This is a genomic window from Haloferax sp. s1, from assembly GCF_058382125.1.
The window spans coordinates 1-16020 of the sequence record NZ_JBZRPK010000691.1; the positions used below are offsets into that span (position 1 = coordinate 1).

General features: G+C 62.1%; 15 protein-coding genes and 1 pseudogene. 9 read left to right on the forward strand and 7 right to left on the reverse strand.

Going from position 1 to position 16020, the window contains the following annotated elements; all coding sequences use genetic code 11:
• Positions 1 to 182: twin-arginine translocation signal domain-containing protein (locus QT222_RS17990; protein ID WP_491477967.1), on the reverse strand; the 182-nt coding region annotated here is incomplete at its 3' end.
• A gap of 341 nt (positions 183 to 523) precedes the next feature.
• Here QT222_RS17990 and QT222_RS17995 point away from each other — a divergent pair.
• Complete coding sequence (locus tag QT222_RS17995) at positions 524 to 1525, forward strand: phosphate uptake regulator PhoU (protein ID WP_004059792.1); 1002 nt, start codon at positions 524 to 526, stop codon at positions 1523 to 1525.
• A gap of 225 nt (positions 1526 to 1750) precedes the next feature.
• Here QT222_RS17995 and QT222_RS18000 read toward each other — a convergent pair whose 3' ends face one another.
• Positions 1751 to 2128, reverse strand: a complete 378-nt coding sequence (locus QT222_RS18000; RefSeq protein ID WP_004059791.1) for a 30S ribosomal protein S8e — start codon at positions 2126 to 2128, stop codon at positions 1751 to 1753.
• 127 nt (positions 2129 to 2255) lie between these two features.
• On the opposite strand from QT222_RS18000, the gene QT222_RS18005 reads away from it, so the two are divergent.
• Together QT222_RS18005 and QT222_RS18010 are read left to right on the forward strand one after the other, a co-directional pair.
• The gene (locus tag QT222_RS18005) at positions 2256 to 2702 is read left to right on the forward strand and encodes a DUF2240 family protein (protein ID WP_004059790.1); all 447 of its coding nucleotides are present in this window, start codon (positions 2256 to 2258) and stop codon (positions 2700 to 2702) included.
• 76 nt (positions 2703 to 2778) lie between these two features.
• A complete protein-coding gene (locus QT222_RS18010) occupies positions 2779 to 3225 on the forward strand; it encodes a DUF7993 family protein (protein WP_004059789.1) in 447 nt (148 codons plus the stop codon).
• Here QT222_RS18010 and QT222_RS18015 read toward each other — a convergent pair whose 3' ends face one another.
• Positions 3226 to 3885 (reverse strand): HAD family hydrolase, encoded by a 660-nt coding sequence (locus QT222_RS18015; RefSeq protein WP_004059788.1) that lies wholly within the window; start codon positions 3883 to 3885, stop codon positions 3226 to 3228.
• 144 nt (positions 3886 to 4029) lie between these two features.
• Here QT222_RS18015 and QT222_RS18020 point away from each other — a divergent pair, with 144 nt between their 5' ends.
• Positions 4030 to 5304, forward strand: a complete 1275-nt coding sequence (locus tag QT222_RS18020) for a DNA double-strand break repair nuclease NurA (protein WP_491477968.1) — start codon at positions 4030 to 4032, stop codon at positions 5302 to 5304.
• Positions 5305 to 5349: 45 nt separating this feature from the next.
• Here QT222_RS18020 and QT222_RS18025 read toward each other — a convergent pair whose 3' ends face one another.
• Complete coding sequence (locus tag QT222_RS18025) at positions 5350 to 5688, reverse strand: DUF7113 family protein (RefSeq protein ID WP_004059786.1); 339 nt, start codon at positions 5686 to 5688, stop codon at positions 5350 to 5352.
• A 137-nt stretch (positions 5689 to 5825) separates the two neighbouring features.
• Between QT222_RS18025 and QT222_RS18030 the strand changes: the two genes are divergently transcribed.
• The 3 genes from QT222_RS18030 to QT222_RS18040 all read left to right on the forward strand — a co-directional run bounded on the left by QT222_RS18030 (position 5826) and on the right by QT222_RS18040 (position 9106).
• On the forward strand, positions 5826 to 7730 hold the full coding sequence (locus QT222_RS18030; RefSeq protein ID WP_491477969.1) for an ATP-binding protein: 1905 nt from the start codon (positions 5826 to 5828) through the stop codon (positions 7728 to 7730).
• Between the two features lie 130 nt (positions 7731 to 7860).
• Positions 7861 to 8286, forward strand: coding sequence for a universal stress protein (locus QT222_RS18035; RefSeq protein WP_004059784.1), 426 nt, complete (start codon positions 7861 to 7863; stop codon positions 8284 to 8286).
• Between the two features lie 148 nt (positions 8287 to 8434).
• A complete protein-coding gene (locus QT222_RS18040; RefSeq protein ID WP_004059783.1) occupies positions 8435 to 9106 on the forward strand; it encodes a nitroreductase family protein in 672 nt (223 codons plus the stop codon).
• Between the two features lie 143 nt (positions 9107 to 9249).
• On the opposite strand, the gene QT222_RS18045 is transcribed toward QT222_RS18040, so the two are convergent.
• Entirely contained in the window at positions 9250 to 10485 is a 1236-nt protein-coding gene (locus tag QT222_RS18045; protein ID WP_004059782.1) for a KaiC domain-containing protein, read from the reverse strand.
• 141 nt (positions 10486 to 10626) lie between these two features.
• Here QT222_RS18045 and QT222_RS18050 point away from each other — a divergent pair, with 141 nt between their 5' ends.
• Entirely contained in the window at positions 10627 to 11448 is an 822-nt protein-coding gene (locus QT222_RS18050; RefSeq protein ID WP_004059781.1) for an NAD(+)/NADH kinase, read from the forward strand.
• 131 nt (positions 11449 to 11579) lie between these two features.
• Here QT222_RS18050 and QT222_RS18055 read toward each other — a convergent pair whose 3' ends face one another.
• Together QT222_RS18055 and carB are read right to left on the reverse strand one after the other, a co-directional pair.
• A complete protein-coding gene (locus QT222_RS18055; protein WP_491477970.1) occupies positions 11580 to 12326 on the reverse strand; it encodes an SDR family oxidoreductase in 747 nt (248 codons plus the stop codon).
• Positions 12327 to 12494: 168 nt separating this feature from the next.
• The gene (gene carB / locus QT222_RS18060) at positions 12495 to 15743 is read right to left on the reverse strand and encodes a carbamoyl-phosphate synthase large subunit (protein WP_491477971.1); all 3249 of its coding nucleotides are present in this window, start codon (positions 15741 to 15743) and stop codon (positions 12495 to 12497) included.
• A 165-nt stretch (positions 15744 to 15908) separates the two neighbouring features.
• Here carB and QT222_RS18065 point away from each other — a divergent pair.
• Positions 15909 to 16020: pseudogene (locus tag QT222_RS18065) on the forward strand (S66 family peptidase); the annotation flags it as partial.

Here is a 16020-nt window from a genome sequence, read left to right on the forward strand (position 1 = left end):
TCGACGGTTCCAGACAGCTCCTGGCTTCCTTCGTCACCCGACTGCTCCGTTCCACCGGATTCGCCGCCGTCCGAGCCATCGCTGTTGTTTTCCGTACAACCAGCAAGGCCCGTGAGGCCAGCAGCACCCGATGCAATCAGGAATTTGCGCCGCGAAAGAACACCTTCCGAGTTACGCGTCATCAACGTTGTGGAGCCGATTTGTCCGTAAATACCCTGCTATGACAAATATATAGTGGTACGTTTTGCTATGTGGACCGTGGCTATCCGCGGGTCGTGGACACAGGCGGCTATATTCGCCGATATTCGAATAACCGTTAGACGGGTGAGTGTCAATTGGTGTCGTGCCTCGGCTCAGTACAGCCGGTTTACGGCATATATACAGTGTGAAGGAGTGCTCCAGAGTTGCCGAGACGCCCACCATCTCTCAGCGTCTCTGATATGATATCTTCGCTCGCGGTAATTCCCGTGGTCAGTATATAGAGATAGACAGTTTTATTGTGTGAAGATGATGACCATCATTCATGGTCGAAACCCGAAAGGTGCAGGTGACCGGTGGTTCCACCTACACCGTCTCCATCCCCAAAGACTGGGCGACCGAGAACGGCGTCTCTGCAGGGAGCGAAGTCGAATTCTACCCAGAGGGCGATTCGTTGTTCTTGACTCCCCGGTCCGAAGAAGAACGTACTGAGGGTACACTCGACATTACAAACCTCGAAGGCGACGAACTCACGCGTGCGGTCATGACGATGTACGTGAGCGGGTTCGACATCATCGCGCTGGAGAGTTCGCGTATCACGACCGACCAGCGCCGAACCATCCGAGAGGCGACACAGAGCCTCGTCGGGTTGGAAGTCCTCGAAGAGACCCGCGACCGAGTCGTCATCCGCGACCTGCTGGACTCCTCGGAACTCTCTATTCACAACGCGGTCACACGCATGCGTCTCATTGCACTTTCCATGCTCGAAGACGCCATCGCCGCCATCGCCGAGATGGACGAAGACATGGCCCGCGACGTTATCCAACGCGACGACGACGTAGACCGACTCTGGATGGTCGTTTCCCGTATCTTCCGGGCGACGCTTCGGACGCCGAAGGCCGCCGAGGAACTCGGTCTGCCTCGCGAGGCCTGTTTCGACTACCAGTCTGCGGCACGACAACTCGAACGCATCGGCGACCACGCGACGAAGATTGCACACCTCTCGTTGAACTTCGAGGAACCCGTCAACGAGGAAATCGTCGAGGCCGTCTGGGAACTGTTCGAAGAGGCCAAATCGGTCGTCAACGGCGGGATGGACGCACTTTTCGCCGAAGACAGTGGCGAGGCGACCCGACTGGCAAACGAGTCGCGCGAAGCCGTTCAGGCTATCGACGAGCGCGCCCGGAGCATCGACGAACTCCTCCGTGACCTCGACCCGGCCCGTGCACAACTGCTCGGTCTCATCGTCGACTCCGTTTCCCGGAGCGCCGACTACGGTGGCAACATCGCAGAAACGGCGCTGCAGAAGGCTGCGCCGACGCCCTGAATTGCGACACTGTCCCGATAGTAGTTGAAACTGTTACGACGGTCTCGATTCATTCTCGATTCCTTTTCGATTCGGGTTTTCATCTGCGTCGTTCTCGATGAAGATGCAGTACGGTCACTCTCAGTGCAGAAATGCTACATCACTACCCCGGGCAAAACCACAGCGCTGCCGCTTTCCGTACTGAAACAGTAATACCGCGCCGAACCCGACGCGGAGAGGGAGAACTTACTCCTCGTCGATGCGGACTGCGTTGACCTGCCCGTCCTGACCGGGGCGGGAGGTGACGCGGGCGCGACCGGCGCTCGTGTCGATGATGGAGCCCTTCGTGATGATGTTCCGGCGGGCGTAGTTGACGTTCGACGGGTTGTCGATGACGCCTTCGATGTCGGCCTGCGTGACCTCGGCACCGTCGGCGACCTGCGCGACGTCGGTCGAGAGGGCGCGGATCTTCTCGTTGTTACCGCGGGAGTCGATAATCTGGAATCGGTGTTCACCGACCGTCGTGGCGGCAGGCTCGCGACCCAGCTGGTAGCGCTTCTTGTTTCGGAACGGCTTGCGCCGTCCACCGGTCCGCTTCCGCTTGGAGCGTCCTTGGTCCTTCATACGGGGTAAAAACCTCGGTGAGTACTTGAATCGCTCGGAACGGCTTTCAGCGAGTGGGGGAAGAGGGGCCTCGGGGCGTCGAAGCCAACACAAACCGTTTAGTTCGCCCGCGCCCGCCGTCGAACCGATGAGTCTCGACGTTACCGTCGCCGTCCCCTTCCGTCAGCACGGGTCGACCCGACTCGGCGAAGGCGAGTTCGTCGTCGCCCTGTCTCTCGACCGCGACTGGTTCTCGCCTGACCAGGCAAAGCGTCTCATCGACCTCGCCACGGGTCGGGGGCTGGTCGAACGCGACGACGGCGACGTGGTCGCAACGTTCGACCCCGCGACCGTCCAGATTCCCGAAGAGTTCGAACCCGACGCGTCCGTTCTCCGCGAGCAGTCCGCATTCGAGCAGGTGCTCGATGCCTGCGTCGCCGCCGGTATCGAAAAGCAGGCCGCGGTCGCCGGTATCAACGAGCGCCAGTCCCGCCTCGGCGTGACCGCGGAGGCCGCGGCGATTCTCTTCGCCCGCGAAAACGATGTCGGCGTGGGCGACGTGGTCGCGAAGGCGAAGCAATCGTTGAGTGAGTAGCGGTAAGGCGACAGACGTGGTGCTGGCCCGCCGCCGAAGCGACACCCCAAAACCGTCCGCCCGCGAACGAGACGACATGGTCGTCGACAAACTCTCCGACGGAACACGTATCGCACAGCTCCTTGCGTCCGAGTTGACCGGCCACGAAGACGCCTTTTCGGTGCTTTCGGTCGTCGACGCCGACCCCGACGTGAAACCGACCGACGACGGTGCCCTCGCCTACGCCGTCGCGGCCGGTGACGAACGGGTCGCAGAAGTGTACGTCCAACCCGACCGCGCCCGCGTGGAGTTTCTCGCCCATCCGGACGTGACCGCCGACGCGGCGTCCGAAGAAAACCTCCGCGTGCGACCGAAAGCTGTCCGCCCGCCGCGGACGCTCGTGTTCGTCGAAGACGGCGCGCAAGTGAAGTGGACCCTTCCGGCGTTCCGCGCGCTGGTCGCGGCACTCGAAGCAGAAGCCGAGAACGGAGACGGGGACGAAGCAGAAGCCCAAGACGAAGATAAAACAGAGGGGAGCGACTAATTAGAGGTCTGCGAGAAGTTCCGGAAGTTCTGTCGGGAGCGATTCGCGCGGAATGTGCGCGATTGCGCGAGGGTCCGGGTCGTCACAGCCCTCGCCAAGAACCTGTACCGGGAGTAGTCCTGCGTCGTGCGCGCCAGCAATGTCGTGGTGAACGCTGTCGCCGACGTAGACGGTCTCTTCTGGGGGGACGCCGAGCGCATCGAGGAGCGCTTCAAACGCCCGTTCGTCCGGTTTGCCGGCCGGAAGTGCACCGGTGACGAGCGCTGTATCGAAATAATCGCGCCAGCCGAGTTTGTCGAGTTTCGCCTCCTGTGCGACCACAGGACCGTTGGTGAGGAGACCGACCCGGTAGGTTGTCCGAAGTCCGACGAGCATCGATTCGACACCGTCTGCGGGAACGACCGCGTCCGTGATTCGTTCCCGGTAGGCCGTCGCCACGTGCTCCGGGTCGACGGGTGAGCCGTGCTCGTCGAGGAGCGTCTCGAAGATAGGCTCGCGCGTCTCGCGCGTGAGATTGTCTTGATGTGCCCGAAGATACGCCTCCCGAGACAGTGGCGGAGCACCTGCTGCCGCCGCCGCCTCGGAGAGAATCGTCTCGCGGTCCCGCGTCGGAACCGCGAGCGTGTAGTCGAGGTCGAACCCGACCGCGGTGACAGACATCGTCGGCGAATCGTTGGAAACGAACCGATATGAGCGTGCCGGGAACTGTCGGAGCGAGCGACACTCACCGCAGTGGTTGGATTCGGCTCTGAGTTCGACCCGGCGGACGACAATTCATATTACTGTCCACGACGACGCCGAAATATGACCCTCGACCCCGTCCACGTGGACGACATCGCGTCCATGGCGAGTTCCATCGCGGACTCGGTCGATGACACCGACTACGACGACCTCGCGCGGACGGTCTGGGAGTCGTGGCTGGACCCACTCTCATCGCCCGACGGCGGACGGCCGATTATCGAGCCAATCGGCGAAAAGCGACTCCACGCCGCAAACGTGGACGACATTGCACTTACCGAGACGCCCTTTCCGACCGTCCACGGACTCGATTCGGGTACTATCAACCCGACGACGTTCAAGAACGGCCTCGTACTCGACGTGGCACACGCCGCGATGGCGGCCGAACCATCGGACCTCGACCTCCACCGTGCCCGGTCCATCGTCATGACCGCCCACACGCACGACCCGGTTCCGATTTTCGACACCAACGAGTGGTTGAAGTCCGACCGCGGGTACACCCGCAAACGGATTCTCCGCGCTCCCCGCGTCAACCGCTACGCCGAAGGCGTCGTCCACGCGCTATCTCTGTATCTCGCTGAGAGCGCCCACGCGCTCGAATACGCGGAGGCGGTCTCTGACCTCCTCATCCTCGACGGCCCGGTGTATCCGAAGGAGCTTCTGAACTGGCGGGACCGCGACGCCGAACTCAACGACCTCGCCCGCGACGCGAAGCCGAAAGCGATTGTCGAGAACTACGTCCGAATCGTCGAGCGGTTCGTCGAACGCGACGTTCCCGTCGCCGGATTCGTAAAGAATCCGGGTGCCAAACACATCGTGCGCACGGTCAAAAAGCACCTCAACGAGAGCGGAGACGGCAACGCGCCGTGGGTAGACGACGCCTCGTTTTTCGTCAGTTTGCTCGAACGGCGCGACGGTCCCGACTCCGAAGACCGCCGCACGGACGAACTCACGTTCACGAACTGGTTCATCTCGCGCGGCGGGTCCGACCGACAGATGAGCGCCGACGGCGATGCGTTCGGCGTCGAGCGAAACCTCGACCCCGAATCATACACGCTCACGTTCTTCGTGCTGTACGACCCCCGAACCGACGTGTGCTACCGGGTCGAAGCCCCCTACGCGTTCACGAAAGACGCCGACCGCCGGGAGAATCTGATGCACCATATCGTCCGCGACGTGGCCGCGACTCGCGGACCACCACAGGCAGTCGAGAAAGCCGACGAGTTAGCACGGGTGAGCGTCGGCGAAAAAGCCGCACTCAGACGAAAGCTCTCGGAAAAACTCGGGTCTGACGCGGTAAAGAGCTACGACAATATCCGCTGGGTCGACGCTGACGAGTGAGCAAAAGCGAGTTCGAATTCGAGTGAGTCACTCGTCCCCGTCGGGTTAGCCCTCTTCTTCGGGTCTGACGACCTCGATTCGAACGTCGTCCTCCGGAACGCCGATGCGTGCGAACTGTGTCCTGATATGTTCTTTCGCCGCATCGAGTGCTTGCTCGCGGGTATCGAATCCGCGCGGAAGCGGCGTGTCGAACGCCACCCGGATGGAGTGGCCGTCGATTTCCATCTTGGAGCCGCCACTTTCGACCTCGTAGAATTCGTCGCAGACCCATACGTACGGTGCGTCTTCGTTTGGGGCACCGCGGTACGTCGGCGCTTCCTCACCTCGTTCGAATATTGTTCCGGTGAGCGCCGTGCCGCCACCGTGTCCGCGGACGAGAAGCATATTTTGAGTTATGGGCGCTATACGGAAAAATCGCACGCGGCGGTACGATGGCATGCCACACACATGTATGCGACTGGCTGTGCAATCTGGCGTCGGCGACGTGTGGGTTTTTACTCACCGCCTACAAGCGTTGGAACATGACCGACCTGGGGGACTTCAGCGACTTCGGCGGCGACGGCCCCGAAGAGCCGGACGACTCGGAGCGAGGCGACCGAGCGGAGCAACCCGCCGCAGACGGCGCTGGGAGTAGCCGTGAGGATGTTACTTCCACCGACACCAACCGGGAGAACGTCGCTTCCGTCGAGACGAACCGGCAAACGGAAGACGAACTGCAGTTCGACGAGTACGACGCCGACCCGGTCGGAACCGAGCAAGGTATTGGCTCGATTGCAGTCTCACAGGGACTTCGCGTCGCCGAAGACCACGAGCGGACGAGACTCCGAGCGTACGTCACAGCCGGGAATCGCGAGCAAGTCAGACTCGGGAAGTATCTCATCGTTCCCTACCCCGACGACGAACTGCTGTTCTGCCGAATCGTCGGCCTGGAGTACGCCCAGGAGTTCCAGGCCGACGACGCAACCGAGATTCACGCACGGCGCGCCATGCGCCGCTCGGCCGACGAGTTCGTCGAGCGCGACTACAAGTTCATGGCCGAACTCGAACCCATCGCCGTCCTGTTTTCGGACCGCGGCGAACTCAAGCGCCGAATGGTCGACCGCGTGCCGAAACCCGGAGCGACAGTCGGTGAGGCCGACGACGCGACCCAAATCAAGACCGGACTGAAGATTCCCGAAGACGGCGTCTTCCTCGGCCACCTCTCGGTCGGTGGCGAGAAGGTCCGAACCGCGGCGCAACCGCCGACTATCGACTACCGATTGAAGGACGACTACACCGACGGCGACCCCCTCGTCTTCCGTCACACGCTCGTCGCCGGTGGAACCGGGTCGGGGAAGACCCACGCCTCGAAGAACATGCTCCGACAGTATCTCTCGGGCGAGCGAACCTACGAGATGGACGACGGGCGCGACGTTCAAGCCGCCGTCGTGCAGTTCGACCCGCAGGACGAGTACGCACAGATGCACGACGATAATCCGGATATGGACACAGAAACCGCCCGACGCTACGAGCGAGAGGGTATCGCCCACGGCGGCCACGACGACACGATTGCGCTCGTCCCGAAGATGGCTGGGTCGTCGTATCCGGGGTCGAACCACCGTGCAGAGCAGTTGGAGTTCACCATCCCCTTTTCGATGGCGCGCGACCTGCCGTGGCTCGTTGCCGGAAGCAGCCTCAACGACAACCAGTATCCGGCACTTCTCGAACTACTGAATCGGTTCTTCCGGAACTACAGCGACAGCGGAACCTACAAGGAGTTCCTGACGTTCCTCGACGACCCGGCGCTCAAGGAGGAACTGCACGAATCGGGTCGCGTCCACGAAGCGACCTTCGACGCGGTGAAACGCAGAGTTCGTGGGGTTCCGAACGGTGTCTTCGACCAAGACGCCCGGCCCATTACGGACCTCGACCACGAACTGGTCCGTCCCGGTGGACTGACGGTCGTTCCGACCTACCACCTCTCGTCGAGTCGGGCGAAAGAGCTGTTTGTCCTCGCCGTTTCGGCGCTCCTCATCGACGACAAACTCTCGAACGACCCGTCGAGCCAGCGCATCAAGGAGACGCCGCTCGTGCTCGGGATGGACGAAGCGCACAACTTCCTGACCGACGCAGACACGGTACAGGCGCGGAAGGTCATCGAGAAGTTCACCGAGGCGGCCAAACAAGGCCGAAAAGAGCGCCTCGGCCTGTTCCTCATCACGCAGGACCCACAGGACATCGCCGACCCCGTGTTCAAGCAGGTGAACACGAAGGTCGTGCTCAACCTCGGTGACGAGGATGCCATCAAGAGCGTCAACATCCCGCCGAACCTCGAAGACAAAGTCCCCTACATGGAGAAAGGACAGATGGTCGTCTACTCCCCGGACAACTCCGAGCCGGTCGAACTGAAGGGCCTTTCGACCTGTGTGACGCGCCACGGCGACTGATACTGCCCGCTGTGAGTCCGTGAAGAATTTCGGTACCACGGGTGGCGAATATCTTGAATACGTTCTCTCAGCACGTCTCACCCCGAGTCCGCAGGACGGGTTTTTGTCCCAGCACCAAGTAGATGGGGATATGGCCGAACACGTTCTCGTTCCCGTCGATGGGTCGCCGCAGTCAGTCGCTGCGCTACGTTTTGCCGCTTCGGAGTGGCCGGACGCCCGAATCACGCTGTTGAAAGTCATCAACCCCGCAGATGCCGACTTCCGAGAGCGGGCCCTCAGTGGGACCGAAGAGTGGTACCAAGAGGAAAAACGGAAGGCGAACGAGACGTTCGCCGAGGTAAAATCCGAGGTCGATATCGAACGACCAGTCGCGGACATCACCGAAGTCGGAAGCCCCGAAAAGGCTATCGTGGAGGTGTTAGAAGCAGATGGCGCCGACTTCGACCACGTCGTTATGGGAAGCCACGGCCGAACCGGTGTCTCGCGCATCCTCCTCGGGAGCGTCGCCGAAGAGGTCGTCCGTCGTTCGCCCGTCCCGGTCACTATCGTCAGGTGACCGCACTCCGTGTGACGCCCACCATCGCACCAAGTAACATCGATGTTACCAGGTAAAATCGATGGAATGAGTACTGCGAACATACTGGAATCGGCGGATTCACCCGGATTCCGACCCCCTATTGTCGTGTCGACCATTAGATGGAACAATGGATTTCGAAGAAGTCGTTGCAACCCGACGTTCTATCCACGAGTACGCCGACGAACCGCTCGACGACGAGACGCTCGAAACGATATTCGAAAACGCGATTCAGGCACCGTCGAGCTACAACCTCCAGCCGTGGGAGTTCGTCGTCCTGCGCGAAGACGAGACGAAGCAGGCTCTGCGCGAGGCCGCCTACGACCAGGAACACGTTACGGGTGCCGCCGCATCGGTCATTATCCTCGGCAACAAGGACCCGGAAGCGCATGCCCAGACCGTCGCCGACGACATGCTGGAGAAGGGCTACCTCCCGAACGAGGACGCCCGCGACGGCGTCCTCGAAAGCATCGCCGGAATGGCTGACCTCCCCGAACAGGAGCGTCGCGTCTGGACCGTTCGCTCCACGTCGCTCGTTGCGATGTCTCTCATGAACGCCGCGTGGGACGAGGGTGTCGGCACCTGCCCAATCGGCGGCTTCGACCCCGATGCGGTCCTCGAAGCGTTCGACATCGACGGCGAGCAGTACGAACCCGTGATGCTCCTGACGATGGGCATCCCCGCCGAAGACGCCGGCGAACTGCAGGCCGAAAAGAAGTACCGCCGTCCCGTCGACGAAGTCGTCCACTACGAGGCGTTCGCGCCGGAGCAGACGGCCGACCCCGCACCCGCCGACGACTGAGCGAGATTCTTCTCCTCGGACACGTTCTACTTCCCCCGTTCTCTCGCTTTTGTTAATTACCGAGGCCGCAGGTTCGGGTGTAGCCGAGAGTATTATTCAGCACGCGATTTTTATCACATTTTGAGGATTTCAGCGGAGTCGGGTTAGAAAATATTCGCCTGCCGGTAGACGCTGATTCCATCGCTCGTGAGTTCGTAGGGCTTCGTCTCACGGGAGTGGTTGGCGTCGCGTATCTTCTGAATCTCGATTGCGAGACGCGTCTCGCGGAAGTCGTCGGGGCGGACGTATTGAAGGACGAACACTGCGTCAGAGAGGTACTCGACGATGCCGTGCCGAGAGACGTAGGGGTTAGTCTGGTCCGCTTCGGAGGTGAGCATCGTCGTCACACCCGCGTCCTTCAGCGACCGGGTGAAGTTGAACACCTCGCTGCGGCGCTTGGACGGCCGGTCGTACATCATCTCCAAGAGCGACACGGAGTCGAGGACGAGTCGGTCCGCGCCGAAATCCTCGATGAGTCGCGGGAGGTCGTTTCGGATGCTCGAAAGACTGTTCGCCATCTCGACGGGGTCCAAGTCGACGATAGCCAGTCGGTCGTCCGCCTCGTGTTCGGAGAAGTCCCAGCCTTTCTCGTCGGCGGTGTTGAGGATGCGTTCGCGGCTTTCTTCGAGCGTAATATAAACGCCACTGCCACCTTCTCGGAGCGTCTTCCAGAGGAACTGGAGTCCGAACGTCGTTTTCCCGGTCCCGGCGCTCCCGATAGCGACCATGAGCGACCGCTTCGGGACGCCACCGAGAATCATGTCGTCGAGTCCTTCGATGCCGATGTCGATACGGTCGATTTGGGATTCGAACTCCTCGTCGTCGAACGACTGCGAGTCAGGTCGGTCACCCGCATCAAACATGAAGTCGTCACCCATGCCGCCGGACGACTGCCCACCGAATCCACCTTCCGTGTCGTCCACCTCCGGCATCGGCGCGTTCTCGAAGGCCGTGGCGAAGTCCATCGAGAATGGGTCGTCTTCGACATCGTCCGGTGAGTCCGCCGGGGCGTCCGCAGCTGTGTCTGCCGGTGCGTCTGCCAGGTTATCTCGGTCGGATGCGTCGTCTGACGAACCCGCCGGGAAGGCTGCGGGAGGTTGGTCGGAAAACGTGTCGCTGTCCGGGGCGTCACGCTGCGAGGTATCCGGAACGTCGGCGTCGCTGTCGTTAGTGTCGGCTTCAGAACCGTCGCTACCCGAGTCTGCTCCGGAGTCGTCGCTGCCCACATCGGCCGTTGAATCAGTAGCCGCCTCTGATTCGGTATCTTCCTCGTCCCCATCGGTCTCGCCATCGCCACGCTCTCGGAGTGCTCGCTCGAACCAGTCGTCGTCTTCGCTCATAGAGACCACCTCCAGAGGGCCGCGTGGCTGGCGTCCGTGCCTGCCATCATCTCATGGTCGTAAGGAAGCGTCATGAACGTTTCCCGTGTGGGGGAATAGCGTGACGGTGGGCTTTTGCCCGGGGACATCAAATCGCGGGGCATGAAAGTCGGTATCGTCGCACAGAAAGGCAACAGTCGGGCCGCATACCTCGCAGCGGACATACGTGAGGCGCTTTCGGGCGTCGACGTCGAGGCGGTCGTCGATGGAGCGACGGCCGACGAACTGGATGTTGACGGTCTGCCCGTGGAAGCGTTCGACGAGTGCGACCTCGTGGTGAGTATCGGTGGCGATGGCACGTTTCTCTACGCCGCCAGAGGCGCGGACGGTGTTCCAATCCTCGGCGTGAATCTCGGCGAAGTTGGGTTCCTGAACGCCGTTTCGCCGGCCGACGCCATCGACGAAGTGTTATCGGAGGTCGCCGCGTTTCGTGACGGTACCTCGTCGGTTCGGGAAGTCCCTCGAATCGTCGCCCGCGGCGACGACTGGGAGATAGAACCGTCGGTCAACGAAGTCGTCGTCCACGGCCCGAGACGAGGCCACGGCGGCGGTGCCGGATTAGAGATTCGCGTCGATGGGTCGCTCTACTCAGGTGGCAACGCCGATGGCGTCCTCGTCACGACGCCTACAGGCAGCACAGCCTACAACCTCAGCGAGGGCGGCCCGCTCGTCCACCCGGGAGTCGACGGACTCGTCGTTACCGAGATGGCCCCGCAGGAGGGAATGCCGCCGCTCGTCGTCCCGCAGGATGCGACGGTGACCGTTACCGTTACCGACGCCGACTCAGCAATTGTCGTCGGCGACGGTCGGATTCGACAACCGATTTCACCGCCGACCGAGGTACGCATCGAACAGTCTAACTCGCCGGTTCGACTCGCCGGACCGACATCTGATTTCTTCGAGGCGCTCGGCAAACTCGACTAGGCAGGCCTGTGGTCCGGAACGCGACTAGGCAGGCCTGTGGTCCGGAACGCGACTAGGCAGGCCTGCGATTCGGAACGCGACTAGGAGACCCGTCGCTTCGGAGCGTTTCGGAACTACGTGCGAATGCAGAACTAATCTGCTGGCTCGCGCTCGCCGCTTTGGGATTCGTCCTGCGGAATCGGTGTCCACTGTACGTCGACGACGCGGTCCGCTCGGCCGCGAAGTCCCGGTCGCGAGACGATTTCGAACGTCCGATTTTCTGTTTCTCTCGTGAATAGCGAGTGGACGAGGACGTTCGCCACGTCGGCCCGTGGGATGCTTCCGCAGACCGAGTCACCACCCTCACCGACGAGCACCTCGCCAGTTGCGGGGGCGTCGGTGAGCGCGCCCGGCCGGATAATCGTATGGTCGAGCGGCGCGTTCCGAAGTCGCGTTTCGCTCTGCGCTTTCGCTGAGAGGACGCCGGCGGCGGTGAGAATAGCCCGCAACGACAGCGGGAGACCATCTTTCGAGTCGCCGACGCCGATAGAGGACATAAGAACGAATCGCTGGGTTCCGGAAGCAGTTGCGGCATCGACGAGGTTTTCGATGCCAACTCCATCCACGAGGTCGCCGCGAATCGTGTCGAGTCCAGCGGCGACGCCAACGGTCGAGACCACGGCATCGACATCGGCGACCGCCCGCCGGGCGTCACCGGGTTCTAATAAGTCACCGACGACGACCTCGTCAGCACCGCGTGCTCGGAGGTCCGCTTTCGCGTTGGAGTCGCGGGTCAGCGCCCTGACGACGAACGGCGTTTCCGCCAGCGCATCGAGGACGAGTCGGCCCGTCCGACCCGTCGCACCGGCGACGAGGACGCGGCCGCGCTTCCGTGTCATATCCGCACATGGGTCCGAGAGTCAATAACCTTCGTGAACGCGTCAAAAGTCCTGTGAGGTAGGTCGTGTCGTCTAGAAAACGAGCGGTGTACCACACCCCGCTCGAAGATGTCGCTATTACGGTCAGAGAGTGGTTGAGAGAGGTTAGAAGCTACCTAGAACGCGAGCTTACTTGCCCCAATCGGCGACGACGCGCGGACGCTCGGAGACGGGGTGAACGTCGATGTCTTCGTCCGCTGCGCCGCGTGCTTTGAGGGCAGCCTTCGCGGAGGCGTAGGTGGAGAAGTAGCTAACTTCCTCTTCGACACAGTCGATGAGTGTCTCGCGGTCGCGGGAGACGACGAACTCGAGTTCGCCCTCGCGGAGCGACGTAAGAAGGTCGTCCACGTCGTCGGGCGTGAGTACGTCGTAATACTCGGCGAGTCCATCGAGAAGCTCCTGTCCGGCCTCGCTGTCGGCGTCGGGGAACTCCGAGTCGGCGAGGTCGACGAAGATGGTTCCGTCCTCCGGAACAGGGTCGTTCGCCGCGGCTTGGGCCTTCTCGTAGGCTTTGCCGAAGGTGGTCGCGGTCCCCATGACTTCACCCGTGGACTTCATCTCCGGGCCGAGACGCGGGTCCGAACCCGGCAGGCGGTCGAACGGAAGGACGACTTCCTTGACCGACACCTGCTCGGGAATCTGTTCGTCCACGTCGAGGTCGGAAAGCGTGTTGCCGGCCATGACCTTCGCGGCGAGTTTGGCAATCGGCACGCCCGTCGCCTTCGAAACGAACGGGACAGTGCGCGACGAGCGCGGGTTTGCTTCGAGGACGTACACGTCGTTCGAGCCGTCTGCCTTCTCCTTGACCGCCAATTGGACGTTCATGAGACCGACCGTACCGAGGGCGCTGGCAATGTCCTCTGTAACCTCGCGCACGCGGGTCATCGTCTCCTCCTCGAGCGAACGCGGCGGAATCATACAGGCGGAGTCGCCGGAGTGGACACCCGCAGCCTCGACGTGTTCCATCACCCCGCCGATGAGGACGTTTTCGCCGTCGGAGACGGCGTCCACGTCGAGTTCGACGCCGTCGGCGAGGAACTCGTCGATGAGGATTGGTTTGTCCGGCGAGACGCGAACTGCTTCCTCGATGTACTCTTTGAGTTCCGCGTCGGAGTAGACGACTTCCATCGCGCGGCCGCCGAGCACGTACGACGGGCGGACGAGAACCGGGTAGCCGAGGTCGTTGGCGAGGTCAAGCGCTTCGGACTCGCTCGTCGCGGAGCCACCTTCCGGTTGCAGGATGCCGAGGTCGTCCATCAGGCGGTTGAAGCGGTCGCGGTCCTCGGCGAGGTCCATCGCGTCGATGGTCGTACCGAGAATCTCGCAGTCGAGACCGCGGCGTTTGAGTTCGGATTCGAGCGGATGGCCGATGTTGACCGAGGTCTGCCCACCGAACTGGAGCATCACGCCGTCGGCGTCGATTGCTTCGATAACGTCGGCGACCTCTTCGGCCGTAATCGGCTCGAAGAAGAGGCCGTCGGAGGTGTCGTAGTCGGTCGAGACCGTCTCGGGGTTGTTGTTGACGACGTGCGCGTCGATGCCCATGTCGCGGAGCGCCTGCACAGCGTGGACAGAACAGTAGTCGAACTCGACTCCCTGTCCAATGCGGATGGGGCCACCGCCGACAACCACGACGCTCTCGATGTCGCGGTCGACACGAAGTTCGTCGCCTGCGGCGTCGCCCTTGAGCGGCCCGCGGAGGAATTCCGGCTGGCGCGCGGAGTAGTAGTACGGCGTCTGTGCGGCGAACTCGCCGGCACAGGTGTCGACCTGTTTGTACGTGCGCCCCGGAACCTGTTGTTCGACTTCGTCAACGGTCGCTCCAGTTGTCGCAGCGATGCTGGCGTTCGTGTGGCCAGCAGAGGCGGCCTCGGCGAAGTCGCCCTCCGAGGCGGCGGCCACGGACTCGACGACGCGTCCGAAGCGCTCGACGTACCATTCTTTGATGCCCGTGAGTTCGACCACGTCTTCAGTAGTGTACCCGCGCTCGAACGCCTCGAAGATGGCGTACGGACGGTCCGGCGTCGGCTTCACGAGGTACTCCGATTCGAGTTCTTCGTCGGATACCTCGTCCCAATCGGCGGCGGGTTCGTACTCGGAGGAGCGAAGCGCCTTCAACAGCGACTCTTCGAACGTCCGGCCGATGGCCATCGCCTCACCCGTGGACTTCATCGCCGTCGAAAGCTCGAAGTCCACGTCGGTGAACTTGTCCTTGGGCCACCGGGGAACCTTCGTGACGACGTAGTCGATTGCCGGTTCGAAGGCGGCGGTGGTCTCGCCCGTAATCTCGTTGGTAATCTCGTGGAGGCGCTTGCCGAGTGCGACCTTTGCGGTCACGCGGGCGATGGGGTACCCGGTCGCCTTCGAGGCGAGCGCGGAGGAGCGAGAGACGCGGGGGTTCACTTCGACGACGCGGTATTCGCCGCCGGGTGTGCCGTCGTCGTGCCACGCGAACTGGATGTTACAGCCACCCTGAATGCCGAGTTCGCGGATGACTTCGAGCGCGGCGTCACGCATCTCCTGGTGGCCCTCGTCGGGAATGACCTGCGATGGAGTGACGACGGTGGATTCGCCGGTGTGAATCCCCATCGGGTCGATGTTCTCCATGTTGCAGATGATGATACACGAGTCGTCGGCGTCGCGCATCACTTCGTATTCGAGTTCGACCCATCCGGAGATGGACTCCGTGATGAGCACCTCGCTGTTGCGAGAGAGACGAAGCCCCTTGCGGACGCGGGCGACGAGTTCATCCATCTCGTGGACGACGCCGGAGCCGGACCCGCCAAGCGTGTAGGTCGTGCGGGCGATGACCGGCAGGCCACCGACTTCGTCGACGGCCGCTTCGACGCGTTCTTCGAGGTCCGATTCGGTGATGTTGGAGACCTTCTCGTCGTCCTCCAGCGAGATGGTCGTCGAACGCGGAACCGGCTGGCCGATTTTCTCCATCCGCTGGCGGAAGAGGTCGCGGTCCTCCGTGGCGTAGATAGTGTCCAGCGGCGTCCCCATGATGTCCACGTCGAACTCGTCGAGGACGCCTTCCTCGGCCAGTTCAGCCGTGACGTTCAGCCCCGTCTGGCCACCCAGTCCGGCGATGACGCCATCGGGGCGTTCCTGTTCGATAATCTCCGAGATAGCGTCGGTCGTGATAGGTTCGATGTAGACCTTGTCAGCCATCTCGGGGTCCGTCATAATCGTCGCGGGATTCGAGTTGACGAGGACAACTCGTGCACCCTCTTCTCGGAGCGCGCGGCAGGCCTGCGCGCCCGAGTAGTCGAATTCCGCTGCCTGTCCAATCTGGATTGGGCCACTTCCGATGAGCAGAATCGTCCGGTCCTCTGCGTCCGGTTGAGTCCCGGTTGCGGTGTCCTCGTCAGTCATCGTCGTAATCCAATCCGCACATCGTAATAAGCCCGGCGAAAAATTACGAGGTCCGAAACTCGATTGCGAATTTCGAAATACTTGCCGAGCGCCGGTGTCACGGCTGGGGAAGGCTTTTCCAGGGGGTTGCGAAGAACTTTTGCTGAATTTGCGTGAACTACGCCCATGCCACCCGTGTTCACGACCCCTCCACCACTCGAAACCGAGAGCCAAATCGCTATCGTCGCCCCGTCGCGTCCCATCGACGAGTCGCATCTCGACCGGGCATGTACGCGGC